The sequence below is a fragment of the Streptomyces sp. cmx-18-6 genome (assembly GCF_046548915.1).
Classification (GTDB): Bacteria; Actinomycetota; Actinomycetes; order Streptomycetales; family Streptomycetaceae; genus Streptomyces.
In genome coordinates this window covers 185,389-206,044 of the sequence record NZ_JAEBEP010000001.1, presented here as the reverse complement: position 1 = coordinate 206,044, position 20,656 = coordinate 185,389, and the positions used below count along the sequence as shown (strand labels likewise).

The window sequence follows — 20,656 nt, the reverse complement described above, 5'->3', positions numbered from 1 at the left end:
CACGCCGAGCGACCTGTGCCCCCGGACGGGACCGTCCGGGGGCACAGGCACATCAGGTGCTGAGAAGCGCCGTCCGCGCCACGCGGCACGCGGCAGCCGGAAACGGCCCGGAGCCTGCCGCGAGCCCGCCCGCGACCAGCGCGTCAGCGCCTGCCCGTTGCCCGCCCCGCCGTCCCGCCCCACCCCGGCACGGCGTCAGCTCGGAGCGTCGTACACCACCGACCACGGCCGTGGCGGCCCGTCCGGCGGGCGCGGGCCCTCGTCCCGCCGCCCTGTCGCCGTACGGTCGCGGGCGAGCACATCCGCCGCCAGCTCGGCGAAGTGCGGTGCGGCCGGATGGGCGGAGCGCCCGGAGGGCCAGGCGCCGTTCGTCCGCCGGGTGAGGGGCCGGCCGGCCAGGGGACGCCAGACCACCCGGGGCTCCTTGCGGGCCACCGGCCCCTGGTCGAAGGCGATGCCGTGGCCCGCGTGGACGAGGGCCAGCAGGAACTCGGGGTTGGAGGCGTGCCGGAGCCGTCCGGGCACGAAGCCGTTGGTGCGGCAGGTGTCGAGGATCCGGTCGTACCAGCCGGGAGCCTGGGCGCGGGGGAAGAGCACGAGATCGTGGCCGGACAGATCGGCGAGCGCGATCTCGGCGATCCGGGCCAGCGGCGAGGTGCGGGGCAGGACGACACCGAGCTCCGCGCGCACTTCGGGCCCGAGGTCGAGTTCGGTGGCGTCCACGGGCTGGTGGACGAGGCCGACGTCGAGCCCGCCGGAGGCCAGCAGCCGCAGCTGCTCCCCGGTGGTGATCTCCTGGAGATCGACGGACAGACCCGGCGCGTGCTCCGCGCAGGCCGAGAGCAGGGTGGAGAGCGTGGCGACCGTGGTGTCAGGAGGAATGCCCGCGCGCAGGGTGCCCAGCGCACCGTCACCGGCGCGGTGGGCCAGCGTACGCAACCGCTGCTCGCGGGCCAGGAGTTCGCGCGCCTCGTCCAGCAGCAGCAGACCGGCGGCGGTGAGCCGGACCTGGCGGTGCGATCGGTCGAACAGCTCGGCTCCGAGGTCCTTCTCCAGCCTGCGCACCGCCTGGCTGAGCGGCGGTTGGGCCATGCCAAGCTGGTCGGCGGCCCGGCTGAAGTGCAGCTCGTCGGCGACGGCGACGAAGATGCGCAGGTGGCGAAGGAGATCCACAGCCGGAAACCTTACGTGAGGGCGTACCGATGGTCGAGGAACGGATCCGGGAGATCTTCGCGCGGGCGGGGGCAGACGGGTTGCTGCACGCGGTCCCGGTGGGCGGGACGCCGCTCACAGAGGTGACTGCCGGAGCGGAGGTTGCCGTCGGCGCGGACGAGCCCGTCGTGATCGCCTCGGTCTTCAAGGTGCTGCTGGTCCTGGAGTTCGCCCGGCAGGCAGCCGCCGGCCAGCTCGATCCCCGGGAGCGGGTGCGGGTGGGGGCGGCCGACAGGCTCGGCGGCTGGGGCACGGCGGGATGCGCGGACGACGTCGAACTGTCGCTGCGCGACCTGGCGTTCTTCGCGATCTCGGTGAGTGACAACTCGGCGGCCGACCTTCTCCTGGCGCGGGTCGGCCTGGACACGGTGCAGCTCCTGGCCGGAGAACTCGGGCTCGACCGGACCCGGATCGTGGGTGGCCCCCGTGACGTCCTGGATTCGATGCTCGCGGAGGTCGGCGCGCGCGACGAGGCGGAGTTCGCCCTCCGGTACCCCGCTCTGCCGGACGACCGGAAGAGGCGGCTGAGCGTGCTGGATCCGCTGCGGACCAACGCCGGCACGCCCCGGGAGATCACCCGGCTGCTGCGTCTCATCTGGCGCGACGAGGCGGGACCACCGGAAGCCTGCCTCCAGGTAAGGGAACTGATGACTCGTCAAGTATTCAGGCATCGCCTGGTGTCGGGGTTCCCCGACGAGGTGACGGTCGCGGCCAAGACCGGCACCCTGCCCGGACTGCACCTGGAAGCAGGGGTCGTTCGGTATCCGGACGGCGGCTGCTACGCGATATCCGTCTTCGCCCGGACCCGGAAGCTGGCCGCCTCGCGTACGGCGGTGGATGCCGCGCTCGGCGCCGCGGCGCGAATCGCCGTCGATTCTCTTCGTGGCAAGGGGCTCTGACGTGCGGTCATATGCGGACGCATATGACCGCACTCTCATTCTGATCTTGGACGTGGAGGCATGCGCCCTGATCTCCTTCCGCCATGAGCGACGACACAGACGCACGGCGCCCGAAGCGGCGCATCCAGGCACTCGGCCGACGTACGGTGCTGCGCGGAGCCGCGATCGGCGCGGCAGCCCCGCTGCTCTCCACCCCGGCCGCCGCAGCCGCCGAGACGGCAACGCGCCCGTCCCGTAAGACGGGTTCGGTGTCCTTCCGCTGGCTGGGCACCTCCGGATGGCGCATCGACGCCGCTGGGCGCACGGTGCTCTTCGACCCCTACATCACCCGGTTCGGGACCGGCCTGTTCGACGGCGGAGGCTTCAAGCCCGGCACCAGGCTGAGGTCCGATCCCGATCTCGTACGGAAGCACGTCGGCCGCCCCGAGATCGTCCTGGTCAGTCACTCGCACTGGGACCACATCGCCGACGTGCCCCACATCGCCAAGTCCACCGGCGCACGGGTCGTCGGCACGGAGACGACCTTCCATCTGCTGGTCGCCTTCGGCGTCGACCCCGCACAGATCTCGGTGGTGAAGGGCGGCGAGGTGCTGGACTTCAACGGCATCACTGTCCAGGTCGTGTCGAGCCTGCACAGCCGCAACGAGCGACGCTCCTATTTCGCCCCGGGCACGCTGAACGCTCCGCCGGCAACGCCTCCGAGGACCATCTCGGACCTGCCGGAGGGCGACACGCTCGCTTTCCAGGTGACGGCGGGCGACGGACCAGCGGCGTTCCTGATGGGCGCCAGCGACTTCTCCGAGCAGGCCGTGCAGGGGCTGAGCCCCGATCTCGCGATGATCGCGGTGCCGTCCACCACGGCCACGTTCCGCTATGTGCCACGGCTGCTGCACGCGCTGGACCGACCCGGCGTCGTCGTGCCCGTGCACTGGGACAACTTCGAGAGACCACTGAGCGAACCGCCGCGCCGCGACCCGGACGTGGACCTGGACGGCTTCGTCGCCCAGGTCCGCCAGGAGTCCCCGGCGAGCCGCATAGTCGTCCCGGACTACCGCACGACCTACGGCACGGACATGCGCGCCGCCCGCGCACGGTAGGAGGGGGAGGGGAGCGGGGGCGGCACCGCTCCCCTTCACCGCTCAGGAGCACGACCACGCCCGCGCCGCACGCTCGGTATCGTCTGGAGTGGCGGTTCCGGGCACAGCCCGAACCCCGGACGGACCAAGGAGAGTTCAGGTGACGGACATGCGGCCCAGTCAGCGGATGCGAGACCTCGGAGTCGTCCAACAGGATGCCGCCATCCTCACCGAACCGGCCCGTGCGTTCGACCTGCCCGCCGAACGGGATGAAGCCGAGCGCGTCGTCGACGAGTTGTTCGCCGCCATGGACCGCATCAGCCAGGTCCACCCTTTCGCCAAGGGCATGGGCCTCGCGGCACCGCAGATCGGCATCAGCCGCGCCGCCGCTGTCGTCCAGCCGCCGGGCGATGAGCCCGCCGTCGTCCTGCTCAACCCACGCATCACCGAACGCTCCGATGGTTCGGACGAGCATTACGAGGGTTGCCTCAGCTTCTTCGACGTGCGCGGCCTCGTACCCCGCCCCGTGAAGATCACCGTCGAGACCACGGCCCGGACCGGTCAGACCGTGACCACGGTGTACGAGCGCGGCCTCGCGCGCCTCATCCACCACGAGATCGACCACCTCGACGGCCTGCTGTACACCGCGCGTATGAGGGCCGGAGCCCACCCGATTCCCGTGGAGCTGTACCGGCAGACCGGGCAGGCGTGGGCTTACGACGAGTCGTGATCCCGGGGCGCCCAGGAGGAGGATCGAAGCGGCTCTCTACGGCGACGGCACCGAGGAGCTCCTCCAGAAGGCCCGGTCCTTCTGAAGCTGGGACCAGCGCGGCCGCCCCTGGAACGGCATGGCCGAGGGCCGCCCTCCCCTCGAAGGGGCGGGCGGCCCTCGGGGCCTCCGGCGTCAGGCGCCGCGTTCAGCGCGCCTCGCGGCTCAGATGTCGAAGTAGAGCTCGAACTCGTGCGGGTGCGGGCGCAGCTGGATCGGGGCGATCTCGTGCGTGCGCTTGTAGTCGATCCAGGTCTCGATCAGGTCGGGCGTGAAGACGCCGCCCGCCTGGAGGTACTCGTTGTCCGCCTCCAGGGCCTCGAGCACCGCCGGGAGCGAGGTCGGGACCTGCTGGACGTTGGCGTGCTCCTCGGGAGCCAGCTCGTAGAGGTCCTTGTCGATCGGCTCGGCCGGCTCGATCTTGTTCTTCACGCCGTCCAGGCCCGCCATCAGCAGCGCCGAGAAGGCGAGGTACGGGTTGGAGGACGGGTCCGGGGCGCGGAACTCGACGCGCTTGGCCTTCGGGTTCGAGCCGGTGATCGGGATACGCATCGCGGCGGAGCGGTTGCGCTGCGAGTACACCATGTTGACCGGGGCCTCGAAGCCGGGGACCAGGCGGTGGTAGGAGTTCACCGTCGGGTTGGTGAAGGCCAGCAGCGACGGGGCGTGCTTGAGGATGCCGCCGATGTAGTAGCGCGCCATGTCCGACAGGCCCGCGTAACCCTGCTCGTCGTAGAAGAGCGGCGTGCCGCCCTGCCACAGCGACTGGTGCACGTGCATGCCCGAGCCGTTGTCGCCGAAGATCGGCTTCGGCATGAAGGTCGCGGTCTTGCCGTTGCGCCAGGCGACGTTCTTCACGATGTACTTGAAGAGCATCAGGTCGTCGGCCGCGGCGAGCAGCGTGTTGAACTTGTAGTTGATCTCGGCCTGGCCGGCGGTGCCGACCTCGTGGTGCTGGCGCTCGACCTGGAGGCCGTTCTTGTCCAGCTCCAGGGAGATCTCAGCACGCAGGTCGGCGAAGTGGTCGACCGGCGGGACCGGGAAGTAACCGCCCTTGTAGCGGACCTTGTAACCCCGGTTGTTCTCCAGCGCACCGGTGTTCCAGGCGCCGGCCTCGGAGTCGATGTGGTAGAAGCTCTCGTTCGCCGACGTCTGGAAGCGGACGTTGTCGAAGACGTAGAACTCGGCCTCCGGGCCGAAGTACGCGGTGTCCGCGAAGCCGGTCGAGGCGAGGTACGCCTCGGCCTTCTTGGCGATGTTGCGCGGGTCGCGGCTGTACTGCTCGCCCGTGATCGGGTCGTGGATGAAGAAGTTGATGTTGAGCGTCTTGTCGCGGCGGAACGGGTCCACCCGAGCCGTCGACAGGTCGGCGCGCAGCGCCATGTCGGACTCGTGGATCGCCTGGAAACCGCGGATCGACGAGCCGTCGAAGGCGAGTTCCTCGGCCGGGTCGAAGCTCTTTGCCGGGATCGTGAAGTGCTGCATCACCCCGGGCAGGTCGCAGAACCGGACATCGATGAACTTGACGTCGTTGTCCGCTACGTACTTCTGCACTTCGTCGGCGTTCTGGAACATCCAACTCCTCCTACTCCCGGCCCGGGAGGGACGGGGTTGTAGCTCGTTGTGCGGCCAGTGCGGTGGCACACGCTGGACCCGACCATAGGCAGGCGGGATTTCTCAAGCATGACCCATTTGTTTCGCCCAAGTTAACCGGGGCGGGGTCGGGCGGCACCTCAGCGGCTGTTTCCGTGCCCCGCCCGGCCGGGCGCAAACATGGGCGCAGTACCGTGGACGGGTGGACAACAGGCAAGCAATCGGATCGTGGCTCTCGGGGCCCCGGGCGGCCGCCGAAGAGATGGGCGCCGACTTCGGTCACCGGGGCAAGAGGCTCGGGCTGCCCGAGGAGGGGCCGGGAGCGGTCGCGCCGCTCGGCCGCCGTTTCGGGGCCCTCTTCATCGACTGGTCGCTCTGCATGGTGATCGCATACGGGCTGCTCGCTCGCGGTGACCAGCAGGCGGCGGGGAACTGGGCGCTCGGCGTCTTCTTCCTGCTGAGCGCCCTCACAGTCGGCACCATCGGCTGCACCCCGGGCAAGCGCCTGCTGGGGCTCCGCGTGGTCTCCGAGGACGGCGGCCGCCTCGGCTTCGGGCGCGTCCTGGTGCGGACCGTGCTGCTTGTACTGGTCATCCCCGCCCTCGTCTGGGACCGCGACGGCCGCGGACTCCACGACCGCCTCGGCCGCGCCGTCCAGGTCCGGATGTGAGGACGACCCCGGTGAGTCCGGGGGAGTGAGAGGGGCGGAGGCGCAGGCGGTGTCTGCGTACGCGTCTGTGTATGCGTACGCCGGAGTTCGCACGACCGGCAGCGCGCCTGCGGCCGAGAGCTTCCTTGACCTCAAGCGTCATCGAGGTTCTAGCGTGTCATCCAGTTGATCATCTGACGACAGGAGACACGCTCATGATCCTCGTGACCGGAGCCACCGGAAACATCGGCAGTGCCCTGCTGGCGCAACTGCACGCCCATGATGTCGGGCCGCTCAGAGCACTCACCCGTGACGCCGCCCAGGCCGTCTTCCCCGAAGGGGTCGAGGCCGTGGAGGGCGACTTCGCGGAGCCGGCGTCGTTGAAGCCCGCGCTGGACGGGGTGCGCTCGCTGTTTCTCCTGTCGCGGCTGGGCCCGGACGCCGGTGTCCTCGAGGTCGCCCGGCAGGCGGGTGTGGAGCACGTCGTGCTGGTGTCGTCGATCACCGTCCAGACCCACCCCCGCCTCGGCCCCGCCGGCGAGAACCTGGCGGTGGAGCGACTGCTCAAGGCGAGCGGCATGGCCTGGACGATCCTGCGGCCGACGCAGTTCGCCTCGAACACCCTGATGTGGGCGGCTTCCATCCGTGGCCACGAGACCGTCCGCGCGCCGTACGCGGACATCGCACTGCCGACCATCCACCCCGCGGACATCGCGTCGGTGGCGCGGGTGGCGCTGACCGAGCCCGGCCACCAGGGGCACACGTACGCCCTGACCGGTCCGGAGCCGGTGAGCGCCCGGCAGCAGGTCGAGGCCGTCGCGGCGGCGCTGGGCCGGGAGGTCCCCTTCGCCGAGGTCAGCCGCCAGGAGGCGTACGCGGGGATGGTCGCGGTCTTCGGGGCCGAGGCGGCGGACGCGGTGCTCGACGTCACCGGCGGGGACGTGAACGACGAGTTGCTGATGGTGCGCGACACGGTCGCACAGGTCACGGGAGCGCCGGGCCGCCCGTTCGGGCAGTGGGCTTCGGAGAACGCCGACGCGTTCCGCTGAGCCGTCCGAGCCCGAGTACGTCTCGTGCATCCCCTGCATCCCCTGCATCCCGCCCGGCCATCCCGTACATCCGGCCCGGCAGCACTTCGTCCCGCCGGATGGATCCGGCGGGACGAAGTGATCAAGGCTTGTGGCGTACGTCGTGCGCCCGAGGTCAGCGCATCTTTCCGCCGCGCGGCATCCGCATGCCCTTGGGCATCGGACCCTTCGGCAGGGGCATGTTGCTCATCAGGTCCCCCATCGCGCGCAGCCGGTCGTTGGTGGAGGTCACCTGGGGGCCGGTCAGGACGCGGGGGAGCTTCAGCATCTTGGTGCGGACCTTCTTCAGAGGCACCTGGCCCTCGCCGTTGCCGACGATGATGTCGTGGACGGGGACGTCCACCACGATGCGGGCCATCTTCCTCTTCTCGGCCGCCAGCAGGCTCTTCACCCGGTTCGGGTTGCCCTCCGCGACCAGGACGATGCCGGCCTTGCCGACCGACCGGTGCACGACGTCCTGGCTGCGGTTCATCGCCACCGCGGGGGTCGTGGTCCAGCCGCGTCCGATCCGGTCCAGGACGGCGGCCGCCGCACCGGGCTGGCCCTCCATCTGACCGAAGGCCGCTCGTTCGGCCCGTCGCCCGAAGACGATCGCCATCGCGAGGAGGGCCAGGACGAAGCCCAGGATGCCCAGGTAGATCGGGTGGCCGATCGCGAAGCCGATGCCGAGGAGGACACCGAACGTGGCGATGCCCACGCCCGCGATGATGAGACCGATCTTGCTGTCGGACCGCCTGGTCATCTTGTAGGTCAGGGCGATCTGCTTGAGCCGCCCTGCGTTCTCGGCGCTGTCCGCGCCCTCGGTTTTTGCCTTCCTCGCCATGTATCGAAGTTTACGTGGCGCGGAAGTGGGCTAGGAACGGTGGTCGGCCACGGCCTCCCGCGCGTACGGCGTCTCCACCCGGTCCTTGGCCCGGCGGCGGTCCTCCAGGACGGCCGTCCAGGCGTTGCGGCGGGCGGTGCGCTGGCCGCTGCTCAGCAGCAGCGACTCCACGGCGCGCAGGGCGGTGGTGACGGACGGGATGGCGTGAGCACGGACCGGTGCGGTCTGCATCGTGGTGTTCCCCCTCGGAGCGGATGCGCCACCCGGGGCGCGGACTGAGTACGGGAAGCGGTGACGGGCAGGGGAAGCGGTGGCCGCGAGAAGCTGCCGCCGCCCATGTACCTAGGGTCACTGTTCGGTGTTACCAGCGCGTGACCGGTCGGTCAAACACCAATGAACCCTTCATTCCGGAGCCCCGCACGCCGGGGCGGCCCGTACGCGTCCCTCACCTGCGGGGAACGCGCGGGCCGCCTCGACCATGCGGTTACTGCTCGGTAGCCCGGGGTGAGCGGACTCACACGGCCTGGGCGGTCGGCACGCTTCCGGCGGTCGCGCCGCGCGCCTCCATCGCCTGCTGGAACAGACGGCCCGCGCGGTACGAGGAACGCACCAGCGGCCCCGACATCACGCCGGAGTAGCCGATCGCGTCGGCCTCGTCCTTCAGCTCGACGAACTCGTGCGGCTTCACCCAGCGCTCGACCGGGTGGTGCCGTACGGAGGGGCGCAGGTACTGCGTAATCGTGATGAGCTCGCAACCTGCGTCATACAGGTCCTGGAGCGCCTCGCTGACTTCCTCGCGGGTCTCGCCCATGCCGAGGATCAGGTTCGACTTGGTGATCAGACCGGCCTCACGGGCCCGCGTGATGACTTCGAGGGACCGCTCGTAGCGGAAGCCGGGGCGGATGCGCTTGAAGATGCGCGGCACCGTCTCCACGTTGTGCGCGAGCACCTCGGGGCGCGAGGAGAACACCTCGGCGAGCTGCTCGGGCTCCGCGTTGAAGTCCGGGATCAGCAGCTCGACCTTGGTCGCGCCCGCCTCCCGCTCGGCGGTCAGCGTGTGGATCTGGCGGACGGTCTCCGCGTACAGCCAGGCTCCGCCGTCCTCCAGGTCGTCGCGGGCGACGCCGGTGATGGTGGCGTAGTTCAGGTCCATCGTGACGACGGACTCGCCGACCCGGCGGGGCTCGTCACGGTCCAGCGCCTGCGGCTTGCCCGTGTCGATCTGGCAGAAGTCGCAGCGCCGCGTGCACTGGTCGCCGCCGATGAGGAAGGTGGCCTCGCGGTCCTCCCAGCACTCGAAGATGTTGGGGCAGCCCGCCTCCTGGCAGACCGTGTGGAGCCCCTCGCCCTTCACCAGCTGCTGCAGCTGCTTGTACTCGGGGCCCATCTTCGCCCGCGTTTTGATCCACTCGGGCTTGCGCTCGATGGGGGTCTGGCTGTTTCGGACCTCCAGGCGCAGCATCTTGCGCCCGTCGGGTGCGACAGCGGACACTCCGGCACTCCCTTTGCTTTCGCTGCATTGGATTCGCATCCAATTCGCATTGGATTCTTCGGCGAACACCAGGGTACGCCCGTAAATCAAACGGCTTTACGTCTGCCCAACCTGCGGCCGACGGAGCCTATTCCCCGGTCGGCGGTGGCCTACGGGGTTACTGACCGGTACTACGCCGGAGCCTGAGCCTGAGCCGGAGCCGAAGCTGCGGCCGGAGCCGGAGCCACCGCCTCGGCCGGGGACGCGGACACCGGCTGCTCGATCACGCGGGGCGCGAGCGCCGCGTTCTCCAGGATGTCCCGCAGGTGCTTCTCCACGACCGGCAGCACCTCCTCGATGGTGACCTCCCGGCCCAGCTCGTTGGAGAGGGACGTGACCCCCGCGTCCCGGATGCCGCACGGCACGATCCGGTCGAACCAGGTGTTGTCCGGGTTCACGTTGATGGCGAAGCCGTGCATCGTCACGCCCTTGGCGACCCGGATCCCGATCGCGGCCAGCTTGCGGTCCTCGCGCCGCTGGCCCGCGTTGGACGGGGCGTACTCCGGGCCGTTCAGCCGGGGGTCGAACTCCTCGTCCTGGAGCCGGGGGTCGAAGTCCAGCGAGAGCCCGCCGAGCGCCTGCCGCCGCTCGACCGGGTCGCCGAGCACCCAGACCCCGCTGCGGCCCTCGACCCGCGAGGTCTCCACCCCGAAGTCGGCGGCCGTACGGATCAGCGCGTCCTCCAGGCGGCGGACGTGCGCCACCACGTCGACCGGGCGCGGCAGCTTCTGGATGGGGTAGCCGACGAGCTGCCCCGGGCCGTGCCAGGTGATCTTCCCGCCCCGGTCCACGTCGATGACCGGCGTACCGTCCAGCGGGCGTTCGCTCGCCGCGGTACGGCGGCCCGCCGTGTAGACGGGCGGGTGCTCCAGGAGCAGGCAGGTGTCCGGCACCAGGTCCTCGAACCGGGCGGCGTGCACCTCGCGCTGCTTCTGCCAGGCCACCGTGTACTCGACGGCCTCGTCACCGAAGCCCAGACGGACGAACCGCAGCTCGCTCACGACAGATGCCTCCCTACGTCGGACGCCGTGTGCCCGAAGGGGTGTCCCCGGGATGACGGCGCCCTGCACTGGTCGCGCCCGCAACCACTGTACGACCGTCACCCGGCCGGCCCACCGGCAGGTGGAGAGCCCGGGGGCGTCCGGCCGCCGCCGTCAGCTCACTCCGCAATCCTCACACGATCGGATGAACGTGGAGCAAAGGGTGTCTCCGACCGCCCCGTCGGACGCTAAATTCGCGCCGTTCCCCAGGGGCCGGTCCGGGCCCCCGAAGGCAGGAGACCGTACAGCTGATGTCGGAACGACCCCCGCAGCGCACGCCCAACCGCCGCCTCGCCTCACTCATCGCGGAAGCCGGGTTCTCCCATGCGGGTCTCGCCCGCAGGGTCGATCAGCTCGGCCTCGAACACGGACTCGATCTGCGGTACGACAAGACCTCCGTCACCCGCTGGCTGCGCGGACAGCAGCCGCGCGGCACCACCCCCGCCCTGATCGCCGAGGTCTTCACCCGGCGGCTCGGCCGGCGGCTCTCCGCGCAGGACCTCGGCCTGGACGCCTGCGCGCCCGTCTACGCGGGGCTGGAGTTCGCGGCGTCCCCCGCCGAGGCGGTCGACATCGTCAGCGGACTGTGGCGCAAGGACTCGGGCTCCCACACGGAACTCCGGAAGATCGCCTTCACCCCCGCCGGTCTCGTCGTCCCCAGCCGGGACTGGCTGATCGGCCGCGCCGACGAGTGGGTGGCGCGCGACGGCGCGGCGGCCGGCCCGCACCGCAGGGGAGGAGCCGGTGCGAGCGGCTCACCGGCAGCGGCCCCCGCACCGGGCCGTACGGACGGGCCCCCGCGCACCGACCTCCGCGGCGCGCCCCGCCCCGGCGGACCCCTGCGCCCCGCCGGCCACCCCGTTCCGTCCGCCCCGTCCCCGGCCCAGCCGTCCGTGGCCGACCGGTCCGGCGCGGCCCTGCCCGGCGGCGTGAGAGGTCTGCCCGGAGCGGGCCCCGCCGGCGGCATGGGCGCGGGCGCCGCTGCCGGCCCGGGGACGGCGACCGGCCCGGGAGCCGCACCCGGCCCAGGAGTGGCGTCCGGTACGGAGGCGCTGCCCGTGGTCCCACGGCAACGCCAGACCGACCGGGGCCCCGGTCAGCGGGTCAGCGGCGGGGACGTCGCGGCGCTCCGCTCGGTCGGCGAGCTCTTCCGCACCCTCGACCACGCGTACGGCGGCGGCCACGCCCGGCAGGCCCTCGTGCGGTATCTGGAGCACGAGGCCGAGCCGATGCTCCGGGGGAGTTACGGCGAAGCCACCGGACGCCGCCTGTTCGCCGCGGCCGCCGACCTGACCCGGCTGGCCGGCTGGACCTCGTTCGACATCGCCGCCCACGGCCTGGCCCAGCGGTACTTCGTGCAGGCGCTCCGGCTCGCCCAGGCCGCCGGGGACCGCGGCTACGGCGCGTACGTCCTGATCACCATGAGCCGGCAGGCCGTCTACCTCGGCCACGGCAGGGAGGCCGTCCAGCTCGCCCGCGTCGCCCAGCAGGGCATCGGCTCCGCCGCCCCGCCCCTCGTCCAGGCCCTGCTGCACTCCGTCGAGGCGCGCGGCCACGGCATCCTCGGTGAGGCGCGCGCCTGCACCGCCGCGCTGACCCGGGCCGAAAACGCCCTGGAGACGGCGCGCCCCGGCGACGAGTCGCCGCACTGGGCCCGCTCCTTCGACGAGGCGCAGTTCGCCCATGAGCTCGGCCACTGCCACCGCGACCTCCAGCAGTACCGGACCGCCGCCCAGCACGCGGAACGCTCGCTCCAGCTGCGCGCCCCGGCGTACGCCCGGAGCCGGCTGTTCTGCCGGGTGGTGCTCGCCTCCGCGCGACTGGGTCTCGGCGAGCTCGAACAGGCATGCCTGCTGGGGGCCGAGGCGGCCCAGCAGGCGTCCGAGATGCGCTCGGCCCGGGCCACCGAGTACGTACGCGCCTTCGAGCGCAGCCTTGAGCCGTACCGGGACGCGAGCCCCGTGCGCGGCTACCGCGACCGGGTCGCCGCCCTGGGCTGACCCGGCCACGGCACAGGGGCGCCCGGCTGCCGCGCCCTCCCGCCCGCCGCACGCGGGAATCACCCGGCCGCAGCACACCGAACGCACCCGCACGCCGGAGGCGCCCGCACGCCGTAGGCACCCCGGGCGCACCCGCACCCGCCCCGGGCACCCCGGGCGCACCCGCACCCGCCCCTACGCCGCCTCCGGCAGCCCCGCGCCCCCCTGGTGCACCGGGCGTACGCCCAGGTCCGCGAGGATGGCCTCGGCCGCCCGGCGGCCCGAGTGCAGCGCCCCCTGGACCGTGCTCGTGTCGCGGTGGTCCCCGCACACGTACAGCCCGGCCAGCACCCGCACCGGGCGGCGCGGATCGTGCGGGGCCTCCATCGCGGGCACCGCCTCCGGGTCGTGGTGGGCGGCCAGCAGCTCCCAGTCGTCGGTCGGGGTCCCGTACAGCGCCGCCAGATGCGTGCGTACGGAACGGTCCAGGTCCGGCGGCGGAGTGCCGAGCACCGTGGAGGTGATCAGCGTCCGGCCCTCCGGCGCACGCGCCGGGTCCACCTCGCTCATCACCGCCGTGTACGCCACCGGCCCCGACCGGTCGGCGTCCAGCACCAGCGAACGGCCGGTCGGCGGCGGCGCGGGAGCGGTGTGGTGCAGGACCGTCACCGGGCGGAAGGACGGCACCCGCAGACCCGGCAGCAGCTCGGCCGCCGCCCCCGCGCCGGTGGCCAACAGCAGCGAACGGCAGCCCAGTTCACCGTGCTCCTTGGTGCGTACGGAGGTGATGCCGGCGGCCGTGACATGCACCCCGGTCCGCACCGTGCCGGGCGGCAGCGCGGCCGCCAGCAGATCCGGCAGCGCCCCCGAACCCCCCGCCGGAACACACAGCCCGCCCCGTGCGTAGTCCCGCAGGGCCAGGTCCGCGCACCGGCTCGACGTGGTCAGGTCCGGGTCGTTCAGCAGGGCGGACAGCAGCGGACGCAGGACGCCGTCCACCGTACGGGCGGGCATCTGGCCGTCCGCGAGGGCGGCGAGCGCGGTCCGCTCGGGGCGGGTCAGGAGCCGGGCGGCCGGGGTGGCGGCCAGCCGGGAGAGCGCCGCGCCCAGCCGGGCCCGGTCGATCGCCTCGGCCATCGTGCCGCCGCTGAGGCAGCCGCCGTTCCTCGGGCCGTCCGGCCCGGGTCCGCCGCGCGACACGATCCGCAGATGGCTCCCGTACCCTCCCGCCGAGAAATGGGGGGCGCTCGATCGGGTGCGTACCGCTTTGAGTGCGCCCCTCGCGCTCCGTATGTCGCCGGTGCGATGGCGGCGGCCCTCGCTGTGGACCAGTACCCCCGGCGCGAACTTCCGCAGCTCCGGGGCTCCGAGCCCCGGAGTGGAGCTCAGCTCCGGCCAGGAGGTGCAGAGCAGGGGGCCGAACCGGTCGAGGCGGAAGCCGTCCACCTCATGGGTGACCAGCCGGCCGCCCGCTCTGGGGGCGGCCTCGAGAACACTGACGCCGATTCCCGCGGCGGTCAGTCGGTGGGCCGCTGACAGGCCGGCGATCCCGGCCCCGATGATGACCACGTCCGCGTGGTGTGCCGTGCTGCGCACAAGCCCTCCCCGAGTCGGTGCGACTGGTGACTGGTGGGGGTCTTGCCCCCAACCGGTCCCCGGAATGCCGCAGTTCGCATCGAGGCTAGGAGGATGGCTGATAGTCAGTCAGACGCGCGTGCCCGGGAGCACCGGGGCACGGGGTCGCACGGAGCACCTGCGGACGACCGGGGGCGGGGGCGGGTGCGGCTCAGCGCAACGCCGCGCGGATCGCCGCGTCGATGCCGGGGAACGCGAACGAGAAGCCGGAGTCCAGCAGCCGGCCCGGGATCACCCGCTGGCTGCCCAGCACATCGCCGGCGAACTCCCCGAGCGCGACCCGCAGCGCGGGCGCGGGGGCCGTGAACAGCGTCGGGCGGCGCAGCACCCGGCCCATCGCGGCCGTCACCTCGGCGTTGGTGACCGGGTCGGGCCCGGTCAGGTTCACCGGGCCGGACAGCGAGTCGGTGTCCAGGATGTGGCGCAGGGCCGCGACGTGGTCGTGCAGCGCGATGAAGCTCCAGTACTGGCGGCCGTCGCCCATCCGCCCGCCCAGCCCGGCCTTGAACAGCGGGAACAGGCGGCCCCACGCCCCGCCCTCGCGGGCCACCACCAGACCCGTGCGGGCGTGCACCGTGCGGACGCCCCGCTCCTCGGCGGCGGCCGTCGCGGCCTCCCACTCCTCGCACACGGAGGGCAGGAACCCGTCCCCGGGCGGCGCGCTCTCGTCCACGGCGCGGTCTCCCGTATCGCCGTAGAAGCCGATGGCCGACCCGGAGAGCAGCACCGCGGGCGGGGTGTCGAGCGAGGCGACGGCCTCGGCGATCGCGGCGGTGCCCAGCACCCGGCTCTCGCGGATCTCCCGCTTGTAGTCGTCGGTCCAGCGGTGGTCGCCGACCCCCGCCCCGGCGAGGTGGACGACCGCGTCGCAGCCCACCAGCCCGGCCACGTCCACGTAACCGCGCTGGGGGTCCCACTCCACCTCGTCGCCGGACGTGGCGGGCCGCCGCACCAGGCGGGCCACCTCGTGCCCGTCGGCGCGCAGCGAGCGCACGAGCGCCGCTCCGATGAGTCCGGACGATCCAGTGACGGAGATACGGGAGGTCGGCATGGTGCCATCCTGCCCCACGCACCCCGGGAAACACGGCAGGTCCTCCGGAGGAGGGAGAGGGACGGGGAGGGAGGGGGACACGGAGGGACAGGGACAGGGACAAGGAGGGACAGGGAGGGGCAGGGAGAGATACGGGGGAGAACACCGTGGATCACCGGGGAGGGGCCGTGGCACAGTGACGCCATGGCCGCCGCACTGACACTCCACCCCGTCCGCCACGCCCTGCCCGCCGACGAGGACGAGCTCGGGGAGCTGGACCGTTCCGCCTGGTCGACACTGCACGCCGTGCTCCCGAAACCGCAGCCCCCGTACGCCCCCTTCTTCGGCGAGCGCCACCGGCCCCAGGACTTCCTGGTGGCGGACGCCGCGACGGAGTCCGGCGGGACGCGCATCGCCGGGTACATACGCCTGGTCCCGCCCACCCCGCTCGCCTGCACCGCCCATGTGCGGCAGATACAGGGCCTCGTCGTGGCGGGATGGGCGCGCCGGGCCGGTGTCGGGCGGACCCTGCTGCGGGCCGCGTTCGCCGAGGCGCGGCGGCAGGGGGCGAACCGGATGACGCTGCGGGTGCTCGGGCACAACGCCCCCGCCCAGGCGCTCTACGCCTCCGAGGGGTTCGCCGTGGAGGGCGTGCTGAGGGGCGAACTCTTCCTGGAAGGGCGCTATGTGGACGACGTGTTGATGGGCCGCCCGCTGACGCCCTGACCCGGCCTCGTCCAGGCCGGGGTGCGTCGGCCCGGCTCAGCGTGGCGCGAAGCGGTCCCAGAGCTCCGGGTAGCGGGCCGCCAGCGTCTCTTCGTCCTCGAAGTCGACCGGGGAGCCCAGTGGCTCGGCAGGCTGCGGCGGCAGGCCCAGATCGGGTGCGACGACGCCCGTGAGCTGCTCGTACGCCTCGTCGGCCGCGTACCCCAGCTCCTCGCCGTCCCCGTCGAACTCCTCGTCGAACTCCTCCAGCAGCTCGGCCAGGTCGTCCGGGTCGTGCAGCGCGCCCTCGAAGACCTCCCGGCCCTGGCCGATCAGCCAGCACCGGAAGTAGTCGAACGCGTCGTCGCTCGCCCCGCCGAGCAGCACGGCGGCCGCAGCCCACAGGTCCCAGCGGTAGGCGCGGTTGTAGCGGGCCTCGAAGTGCCGGGCGAAGTCCAGCACGGAATCGGGGTCGAGCCGCACCAGCCGTTCCACGAGCAGATCGGCCTGCTCGTCGGGGTCGCCCTCGGCGGCCTCGCGGCTGCTGTCGATGATCTCCCAGAATTCCGTCTCGTCCATCACGGGTCCAGCATCCAGCCTGCCGGGACCCCCCGCACGCCCAGACGGCGAAAAGAAGCCTTTCAGCGATACAGCTCGCGCAGGCGTTCGGCCGCCGCGGCGAACCGGCTGCGCAGCTCCCCGGGCTCCACGACCTCCAACTCGGGGCCCAGCGACAGCAGCTGGCCGTACGCCACGTCCAGTGATTCCACCGGCAATGTGACCGTGCGCCACCCGTCAGGACCGGCGGGAGGGGCCTTCGCGAGGGCCGCCGAGGCCGCCGCCCGGTCCCCGGAGTACGCGAGCTGCCGAGCACCCCTCTCGGACACCCGTACGGTCACCTCGGTACGCAGGAGGGACCGGGCGAACTCGGCGGCCCGCTCCTCCCAGAACCCGGGCAGGTCGAAGCCCTCGTCCCGCTCAAAGCGCTCGCCGGCCGGCTCCACCGCGGTGAACCGGTCGATCCGGTAGACCCGGAAGTCGTCCGCGACCCGGGCGCAGAGGTACCAGACCCCGGCCTTGAGGACGAGCCCGTACGGAGCGAGCTCCCGCGCCACCTCCGTACCCACGCGCTCCCGGCCGCCGCCCCTGCGGTAGCGGACCCGCAGCAGGCGGTCGTCCCAGACGGCGTCGGCGACGGCGGGCAGCAGCTCCGGGGGCTCGGGCTCGTGGTACCAGGACGGGGCGTCCAGGTGGAAGCGCTGGGCGGCGGAGGCCGAGGCGTCGCGCAGGGAGGGCAGCAGCGCGGCCGACACCTTGAGCCGGGCCGCCGACGCCGCGTCCTCCAGCCCCATCTCCCGCAGCGCGGAGGGCAGGCCGGAGAGGAACAGGGCCTCCGCCTCGTTCCGGGCGAGGCCGGTCAGCCGGGTGCGGTAGCCGCCGACGAGCCGGTAGCCCCCCGCCCGGCCGCGCTCGGCGTACACCGGGACGCCCGCCTCGGAGAGCGCCTGCGCGTCCCGGGTGACCGTACGCTCCGACACCTCCAGCTCGGCCGCCAGTTCGGCGGCGGACATGGCAGGGCGGGACTGGAGGAGCAGCACCATCTTGATCAGCCGGGCAGCGCGCATGGGCCCATTGTGGCGGCAGCGGAACCCCTCGGCCGCCCGCACCGAAACCGCCCCGGCCGCTGCCGACGCCGAAACCCCCGGCCGCCGGGGCGGACGCGTTGTCGGACGCGCCCGCCCCGGTGACCGGGGGCCTCGGAACCGTACGGCGGATCAGAGCCCGTAACGCTCCCGGGCCTCCTTGACCGCCGAGGCCGGGACCTCGCCGCGCTTGGCGAGCTGGGCCAGCGACGCCACGACGATCGACTGGGCGTCGACGCCGAAGTGCCGGCGGGCCGCCTCGCGGGTGTCGGAGAGGCCGAAGCCGTCCGTGCCGAGCGAGGACCAGTCCTGCTCCACCCACTGGCTGATCTGGTCCGGGACCTGGCGCATCCAGTCGCTGACCGCGAGCACCGGGCCCGGAGCGCCGGAGAGCGCCTGCGACACGTACGGGACCCGCATCTCACCGCGGAGGAGCGCCTCGTCGGCCTCCAGCGCGTCGCGGCGCAGCTCGCCCCACGAGGTGGCGGACCAGACGTCGGCCGTGACGCCCCAGTCGGCGGCCAGCAGCTCCTGGGCCTTCAGGGCCCAGTGGATCGCCGTGCCGGAGGCCAGCAGTTGCAGGCGCGGCGCGTCCGCCTTGGCGGGCGTGCCCTCCTTGAAGCGGTACAGGCCCTTGACGATGCCCTCCTCGACGCCCTCGGGCATCGCGGGCTGCGGCTTCGGCTCGTTGTAGACCGTCAGGTAGTAGAAGACGTCCTCGGCCTCGGGGCCGTACATCCGCCGCAGGCCGTCCTTGACGATCACCGCGACCTCGTACGCGAACGCCGGGTCGTAGTTGAGCGAGGCCGGGTTGGTGGCCGCGATCAGGTGCGAGTGGCCGTCCGCGTGCTGGAGGCCCTCGCCCGTCAGCGTCGTACGGCCGGCGGTCGCGCCGACGATGAAGCCCTTGCCGAGCTGGTCGGCGAGCTGCCACATCTGGTCGCCGGTCCGCTGCCAGCCGAACATCGAGTAGAAGATGTAGAACGGGATCATCGTCTCGCCGTGCGTCGCGTACGACGTGGCGGCGGCGATGAAGTCGGCCATGGCCCCGGCCTCGGTGATCCCCTCGTTGAGGATCTGGCCGTCCTTGGCCTCCTTGTAGTACATCAGCTGGTCGCGGTCGACCGGCTCGTACGTCTGGCCCAGCGGCGAGTAGATGCCGGCCGAGGGGAACAGCGACTCCATACCGAAGGTACGGGCCTCGTCCGGGACGATCGGCACCCAGCGTTTGCCGGTCTCCTTGTCCCGCATCAGGTCCTTCACCAGGCGGACGAACGCCATGGTGGTGGCCATCTCCTGCTTGCCGGACCCCTTGTACAGGGCCTTGAACGCGCGCTCCTCCGGCTGCGGCAGCGGCGCGGAGGCGTGCATCCGGCGGGCCGGGGCGGGGCCGCCCAGGGCGGCGCGGCGCTCCTGGAGGTAGCGGACCTCGGGGGAGTCGGCTCCCGGGTGGCCGTAGGGGACGAGACCGTCCTCGAAGGCGCTGTCGGGGATCGGGAGGCCGAGCAGCTCGCGCATGCCCTTGAACTCGTCGATCGACAGCTTCTTCATCTGGTGGTTGGCGTTCTTGGACTCGAAGCCCTTGCCGAGCGTGTAGCCCTTGACCGTCTGGGCCAGGATCACGGTCGGCGCGCCCTTGTGCTCGACGGCCGCCCTGTAGGCCGCGTAGACCTTGCGGGCCTCGTGGCCGCCGCGCGAGGTGTAGAAACACTCGGCGATCTTCGCGTCGGTGAGCAGCTTCGCCAGCTCGACGAGGGCGGGCTCGGCGCCGAAGAAGTGCTCGCGGATGTAGGCGACGTCACGGGTCGCGTACGTCTGGAACTGCGCGTCCGGGACCTCGCGCAGGCGGCGCAGCAGCGCGCCCGTGGCGTCCAGCTGGAACAACTCGTCCCAGGCGTTGCCCCAGAGCGTCTTGACGACGTTCCAGCCCGCGCCCCGGAACTGCGCCTCCAGCTCCTGGACCACGCGGAAGTTGGCGCGGACCGGGCCGTCGAGGCGCTGCAGGTTGCAGTTGATGACGAAGGTCAGGTTGTCGAGCTGCTCACGGGCCGCCAGCGCCAGGGCGGCGGTCGACTCGGGCTCGTCCATCTCGCCGTCGCCGAGGAAGGCCCAGACGTGGGAGTTGGACGTGTCCTTGATGGAGCGGTTGGCCAGATAGCGGTTGAAGCGCGCCTGGTAGATGGCCGAGAGCGGGCCGAGGCCCATCGACACGGTGGGGAACTCCCACAGCCACGGCAGCCGCCGGGGGTGCGGGTAGGAGGGCAGGCCCTCGCCGCCGGACTCCTGGCGGAAGTGGTCGAGCTGCCGCTCGCTGATCCGGCCGTCGAGGAAGGCGCGGGCGTAGATGCCGGGGGAGGCGTGGCCCTGGATGTAGAGCTGGTCGCCGCTGCCGTCCCCCTCCTTGCCGCGGAAGAAGTGGTTGAAGCCGGTCTCGTAGAGCCAGGCCGCCGAGGCGAAGGTGGCGATGTGGCCGCCGACCCCGTGCCTGGCTCCCCGGGTGACCATCGCGGCCGCGTTCCAGCGGTTCCACGCGGTGATCCTCGACTCCATCTCCAGGTCGCCGTCGAACGCGGGCTCGGCGGCGGTCGGGATGGAGTTGACGTAATCGGTCTCCAGCAGCTTGGGCAGCGCGAGACCGGCGCCCTCGGCGTGCTGCAACGAGCGGCGCATCAGGTACGCGGCGCGGTGCGGGCCGGCGGCCTGGGTGACGGCGTCCAGGGAGGCCGCCCATTCGGCGGTCTCCTCGGGGTCACGGTCCGGGAGCTGGTCGAGCTCGCTCGGAAGCTTTCCTACGGGGTCGGTCATGATCGCCGCCTTCCGGAGAGGAGGGGGGTGGAGAAGGCCCTGGCTGGCAGGACAGGGCGATGGGGCCGGTGGGCCCGCGAAGTGAACTGTAAGTCGCTGATCGATGATCGATCAAAGGATTGAAGGCAAAACTTCTTGATACGAAGAAAAGTGGCATGCGGTGCCTCGAAACGGGGCAC

General features: G+C 72.1%; 18 protein-coding genes. 7 read left to right on the top strand and 11 right to left on the bottom strand.

Going from position 1 to position 20,656, the window contains the following annotated elements; genetic code table 11:
- Positions 1-195: 195 nt before the first annotated feature.
- On the bottom strand, positions 196-1,173 hold the full coding sequence (locus ACLJPL_RS00920; RefSeq protein ID WP_411078696.1) for a LysR family transcriptional regulator: 978 nt from the start codon (positions 1,171-1,173) through the stop codon (positions 196-198).
- A 29-nt stretch (positions 1,174-1,202) separates the two neighbouring features.
- Here ACLJPL_RS00920 and ACLJPL_RS00915 point away from each other — a divergent pair, with 29 nt between their 5' ends.
- From ACLJPL_RS00915 to ACLJPL_RS00905, 3 genes are all read left to right on the top strand, one after another.
- The gene (locus ACLJPL_RS00915) at positions 1,203-2,111 is read left to right on the top strand and encodes a serine hydrolase (protein WP_411078695.1); all 909 of its coding nucleotides are present in this window, start codon (positions 1,203-1,205) and stop codon (positions 2,109-2,111) included.
- Positions 2,112-2,257: 146 nt separating this feature from the next.
- Positions 2,258-3,208: an MBL fold metallo-hydrolase gene (locus tag ACLJPL_RS00910; RefSeq protein WP_411079426.1), complete on the top strand. Its 951-nt coding sequence runs from the start codon at positions 2,258-2,260 to the stop codon at positions 3,206-3,208.
- A gap of 148 nt (positions 3,209-3,356) precedes the next feature.
- A complete protein-coding gene (locus ACLJPL_RS00905) occupies positions 3,357-3,917 on the top strand; it encodes a peptide deformylase (protein ID WP_411079425.1) in 561 nt (186 codons plus the stop codon).
- A gap of 204 nt (positions 3,918-4,121) precedes the next feature.
- Here ACLJPL_RS00905 and glnA read toward each other — a convergent pair whose 3' ends face one another.
- Positions 4,122-5,531 (bottom strand): type I glutamate--ammonia ligase, encoded by a 1,410-nt coding sequence (gene glnA / locus ACLJPL_RS00900; RefSeq protein WP_411078694.1) that lies wholly within the window; start codon positions 5,529-5,531, stop codon positions 4,122-4,124.
- A gap of 280 nt (positions 5,532-5,811) precedes the next feature.
- On the opposite strand from glnA, the gene ACLJPL_RS00895 reads away from it, so the two are divergent.
- Positions 5,812-6,219 carry an RDD family protein gene (locus ACLJPL_RS00895; protein ID WP_411079424.1) on the top strand — a complete coding sequence of 136 codons (408 nt, stop codon included), beginning with the start codon at positions 5,812-5,814 and terminating at the stop codon, positions 6,217-6,219.
- Between the two features lie 194 nt (positions 6,220-6,413).
- Entirely contained in the window at positions 6,414-7,247 is an 834-nt protein-coding gene (locus ACLJPL_RS00890; protein ID WP_411078693.1) for an NAD(P)H-binding protein, read from the top strand.
- A 154-nt stretch (positions 7,248-7,401) separates the two neighbouring features.
- Here ACLJPL_RS00890 and ACLJPL_RS00885 read toward each other — a convergent pair whose 3' ends face one another.
- The 4 genes from ACLJPL_RS00885 to lipB all read right to left on the bottom strand — a co-directional run bounded on the left by ACLJPL_RS00885 (position 7,402) and on the right by lipB (position 10,641).
- Positions 7,402-8,109, bottom strand: coding sequence for a DUF4191 domain-containing protein (locus ACLJPL_RS00885; protein ID WP_411078692.1), 708 nt, complete (start codon positions 8,107-8,109; stop codon positions 7,402-7,404).
- A gap of 30 nt (positions 8,110-8,139) precedes the next feature.
- Positions 8,140-8,340 (bottom strand): hypothetical protein, encoded by a 201-nt coding sequence (locus ACLJPL_RS00880; protein WP_411078691.1) that lies wholly within the window; start codon positions 8,338-8,340, stop codon positions 8,140-8,142.
- Positions 8,341-8,623: 283 nt separating this feature from the next.
- Positions 8,624-9,601 carry a lipoyl synthase gene (gene lipA, locus ACLJPL_RS00875; RefSeq protein WP_411078690.1) on the bottom strand — a complete coding sequence of 326 codons (978 nt, stop codon included), beginning with the start codon at positions 9,599-9,601 and terminating at the stop codon, positions 8,624-8,626.
- A gap of 170 nt (positions 9,602-9,771) precedes the next feature.
- Positions 9,772-10,641, bottom strand: coding sequence for a lipoyl(octanoyl) transferase LipB (lipB, locus tag ACLJPL_RS00870; RefSeq protein WP_411078689.1), 870 nt, complete (start codon positions 10,639-10,641; stop codon positions 9,772-9,774).
- Positions 10,642-10,931: 290 nt separating this feature from the next.
- Between lipB and ACLJPL_RS00865 the strand changes: the two genes are divergently transcribed.
- Positions 10,932-12,680: a regulator gene (locus tag ACLJPL_RS00865; protein WP_411078688.1), complete on the top strand. Its 1,749-nt coding sequence runs from the start codon at positions 10,932-10,934 to the stop codon at positions 12,678-12,680.
- Between the two features lie 174 nt (positions 12,681-12,854).
- Here the strand turns inward: ACLJPL_RS00865 and ACLJPL_RS00860 are convergent, their stop codons facing one another.
- Both ACLJPL_RS00860 and ACLJPL_RS00855 read right to left on the bottom strand, forming a co-directional pair.
- The gene (locus tag ACLJPL_RS00860) at positions 12,855-14,255 is read right to left on the bottom strand and encodes an FAD-dependent oxidoreductase (RefSeq protein ID WP_411078687.1); all 1,401 of its coding nucleotides are present in this window, start codon (positions 14,253-14,255) and stop codon (positions 12,855-12,857) included.
- 190 nt (positions 14,256-14,445) lie between these two features.
- Positions 14,446-15,345 carry a TIGR01777 family oxidoreductase gene (locus ACLJPL_RS00855; RefSeq protein WP_411078686.1) on the bottom strand — a complete coding sequence of 300 codons (900 nt, stop codon included), beginning with the start codon at positions 15,343-15,345 and terminating at the stop codon, positions 14,446-14,448.
- A 183-nt stretch (positions 15,346-15,528) separates the two neighbouring features.
- Between ACLJPL_RS00855 and ACLJPL_RS00850 the strand changes: the two genes are divergently transcribed.
- Positions 15,529-16,050, top strand: a complete 522-nt coding sequence (locus ACLJPL_RS00850; RefSeq protein WP_411078685.1) for a GNAT family N-acetyltransferase — start codon at positions 15,529-15,531, stop codon at positions 16,048-16,050.
- A gap of 36 nt (positions 16,051-16,086) precedes the next feature.
- On the opposite strand, the gene ACLJPL_RS00845 is transcribed toward ACLJPL_RS00850, so the two are convergent.
- From ACLJPL_RS00845 to aceE, 3 genes are all read right to left on the bottom strand, one after another.
- Positions 16,087-16,608, bottom strand: coding sequence for a DUF4240 domain-containing protein (locus tag ACLJPL_RS00845; RefSeq protein ID WP_411078684.1), 522 nt, complete (start codon positions 16,606-16,608; stop codon positions 16,087-16,089).
- A 62-nt stretch (positions 16,609-16,670) separates the two neighbouring features.
- Entirely contained in the window at positions 16,671-17,654 is a 984-nt protein-coding gene (locus ACLJPL_RS00840) for a helix-turn-helix transcriptional regulator (protein WP_411078683.1), read from the bottom strand.
- A 150-nt stretch (positions 17,655-17,804) separates the two neighbouring features.
- On the bottom strand, positions 17,805-20,477 hold the full coding sequence (gene aceE, locus ACLJPL_RS00835; protein ID WP_411078682.1) for a pyruvate dehydrogenase (acetyl-transferring), homodimeric type: 2,673 nt from the start codon (positions 20,475-20,477) through the stop codon (positions 17,805-17,807).
- Positions 20,478-20,656 lie beyond the last annotated feature (179 nt).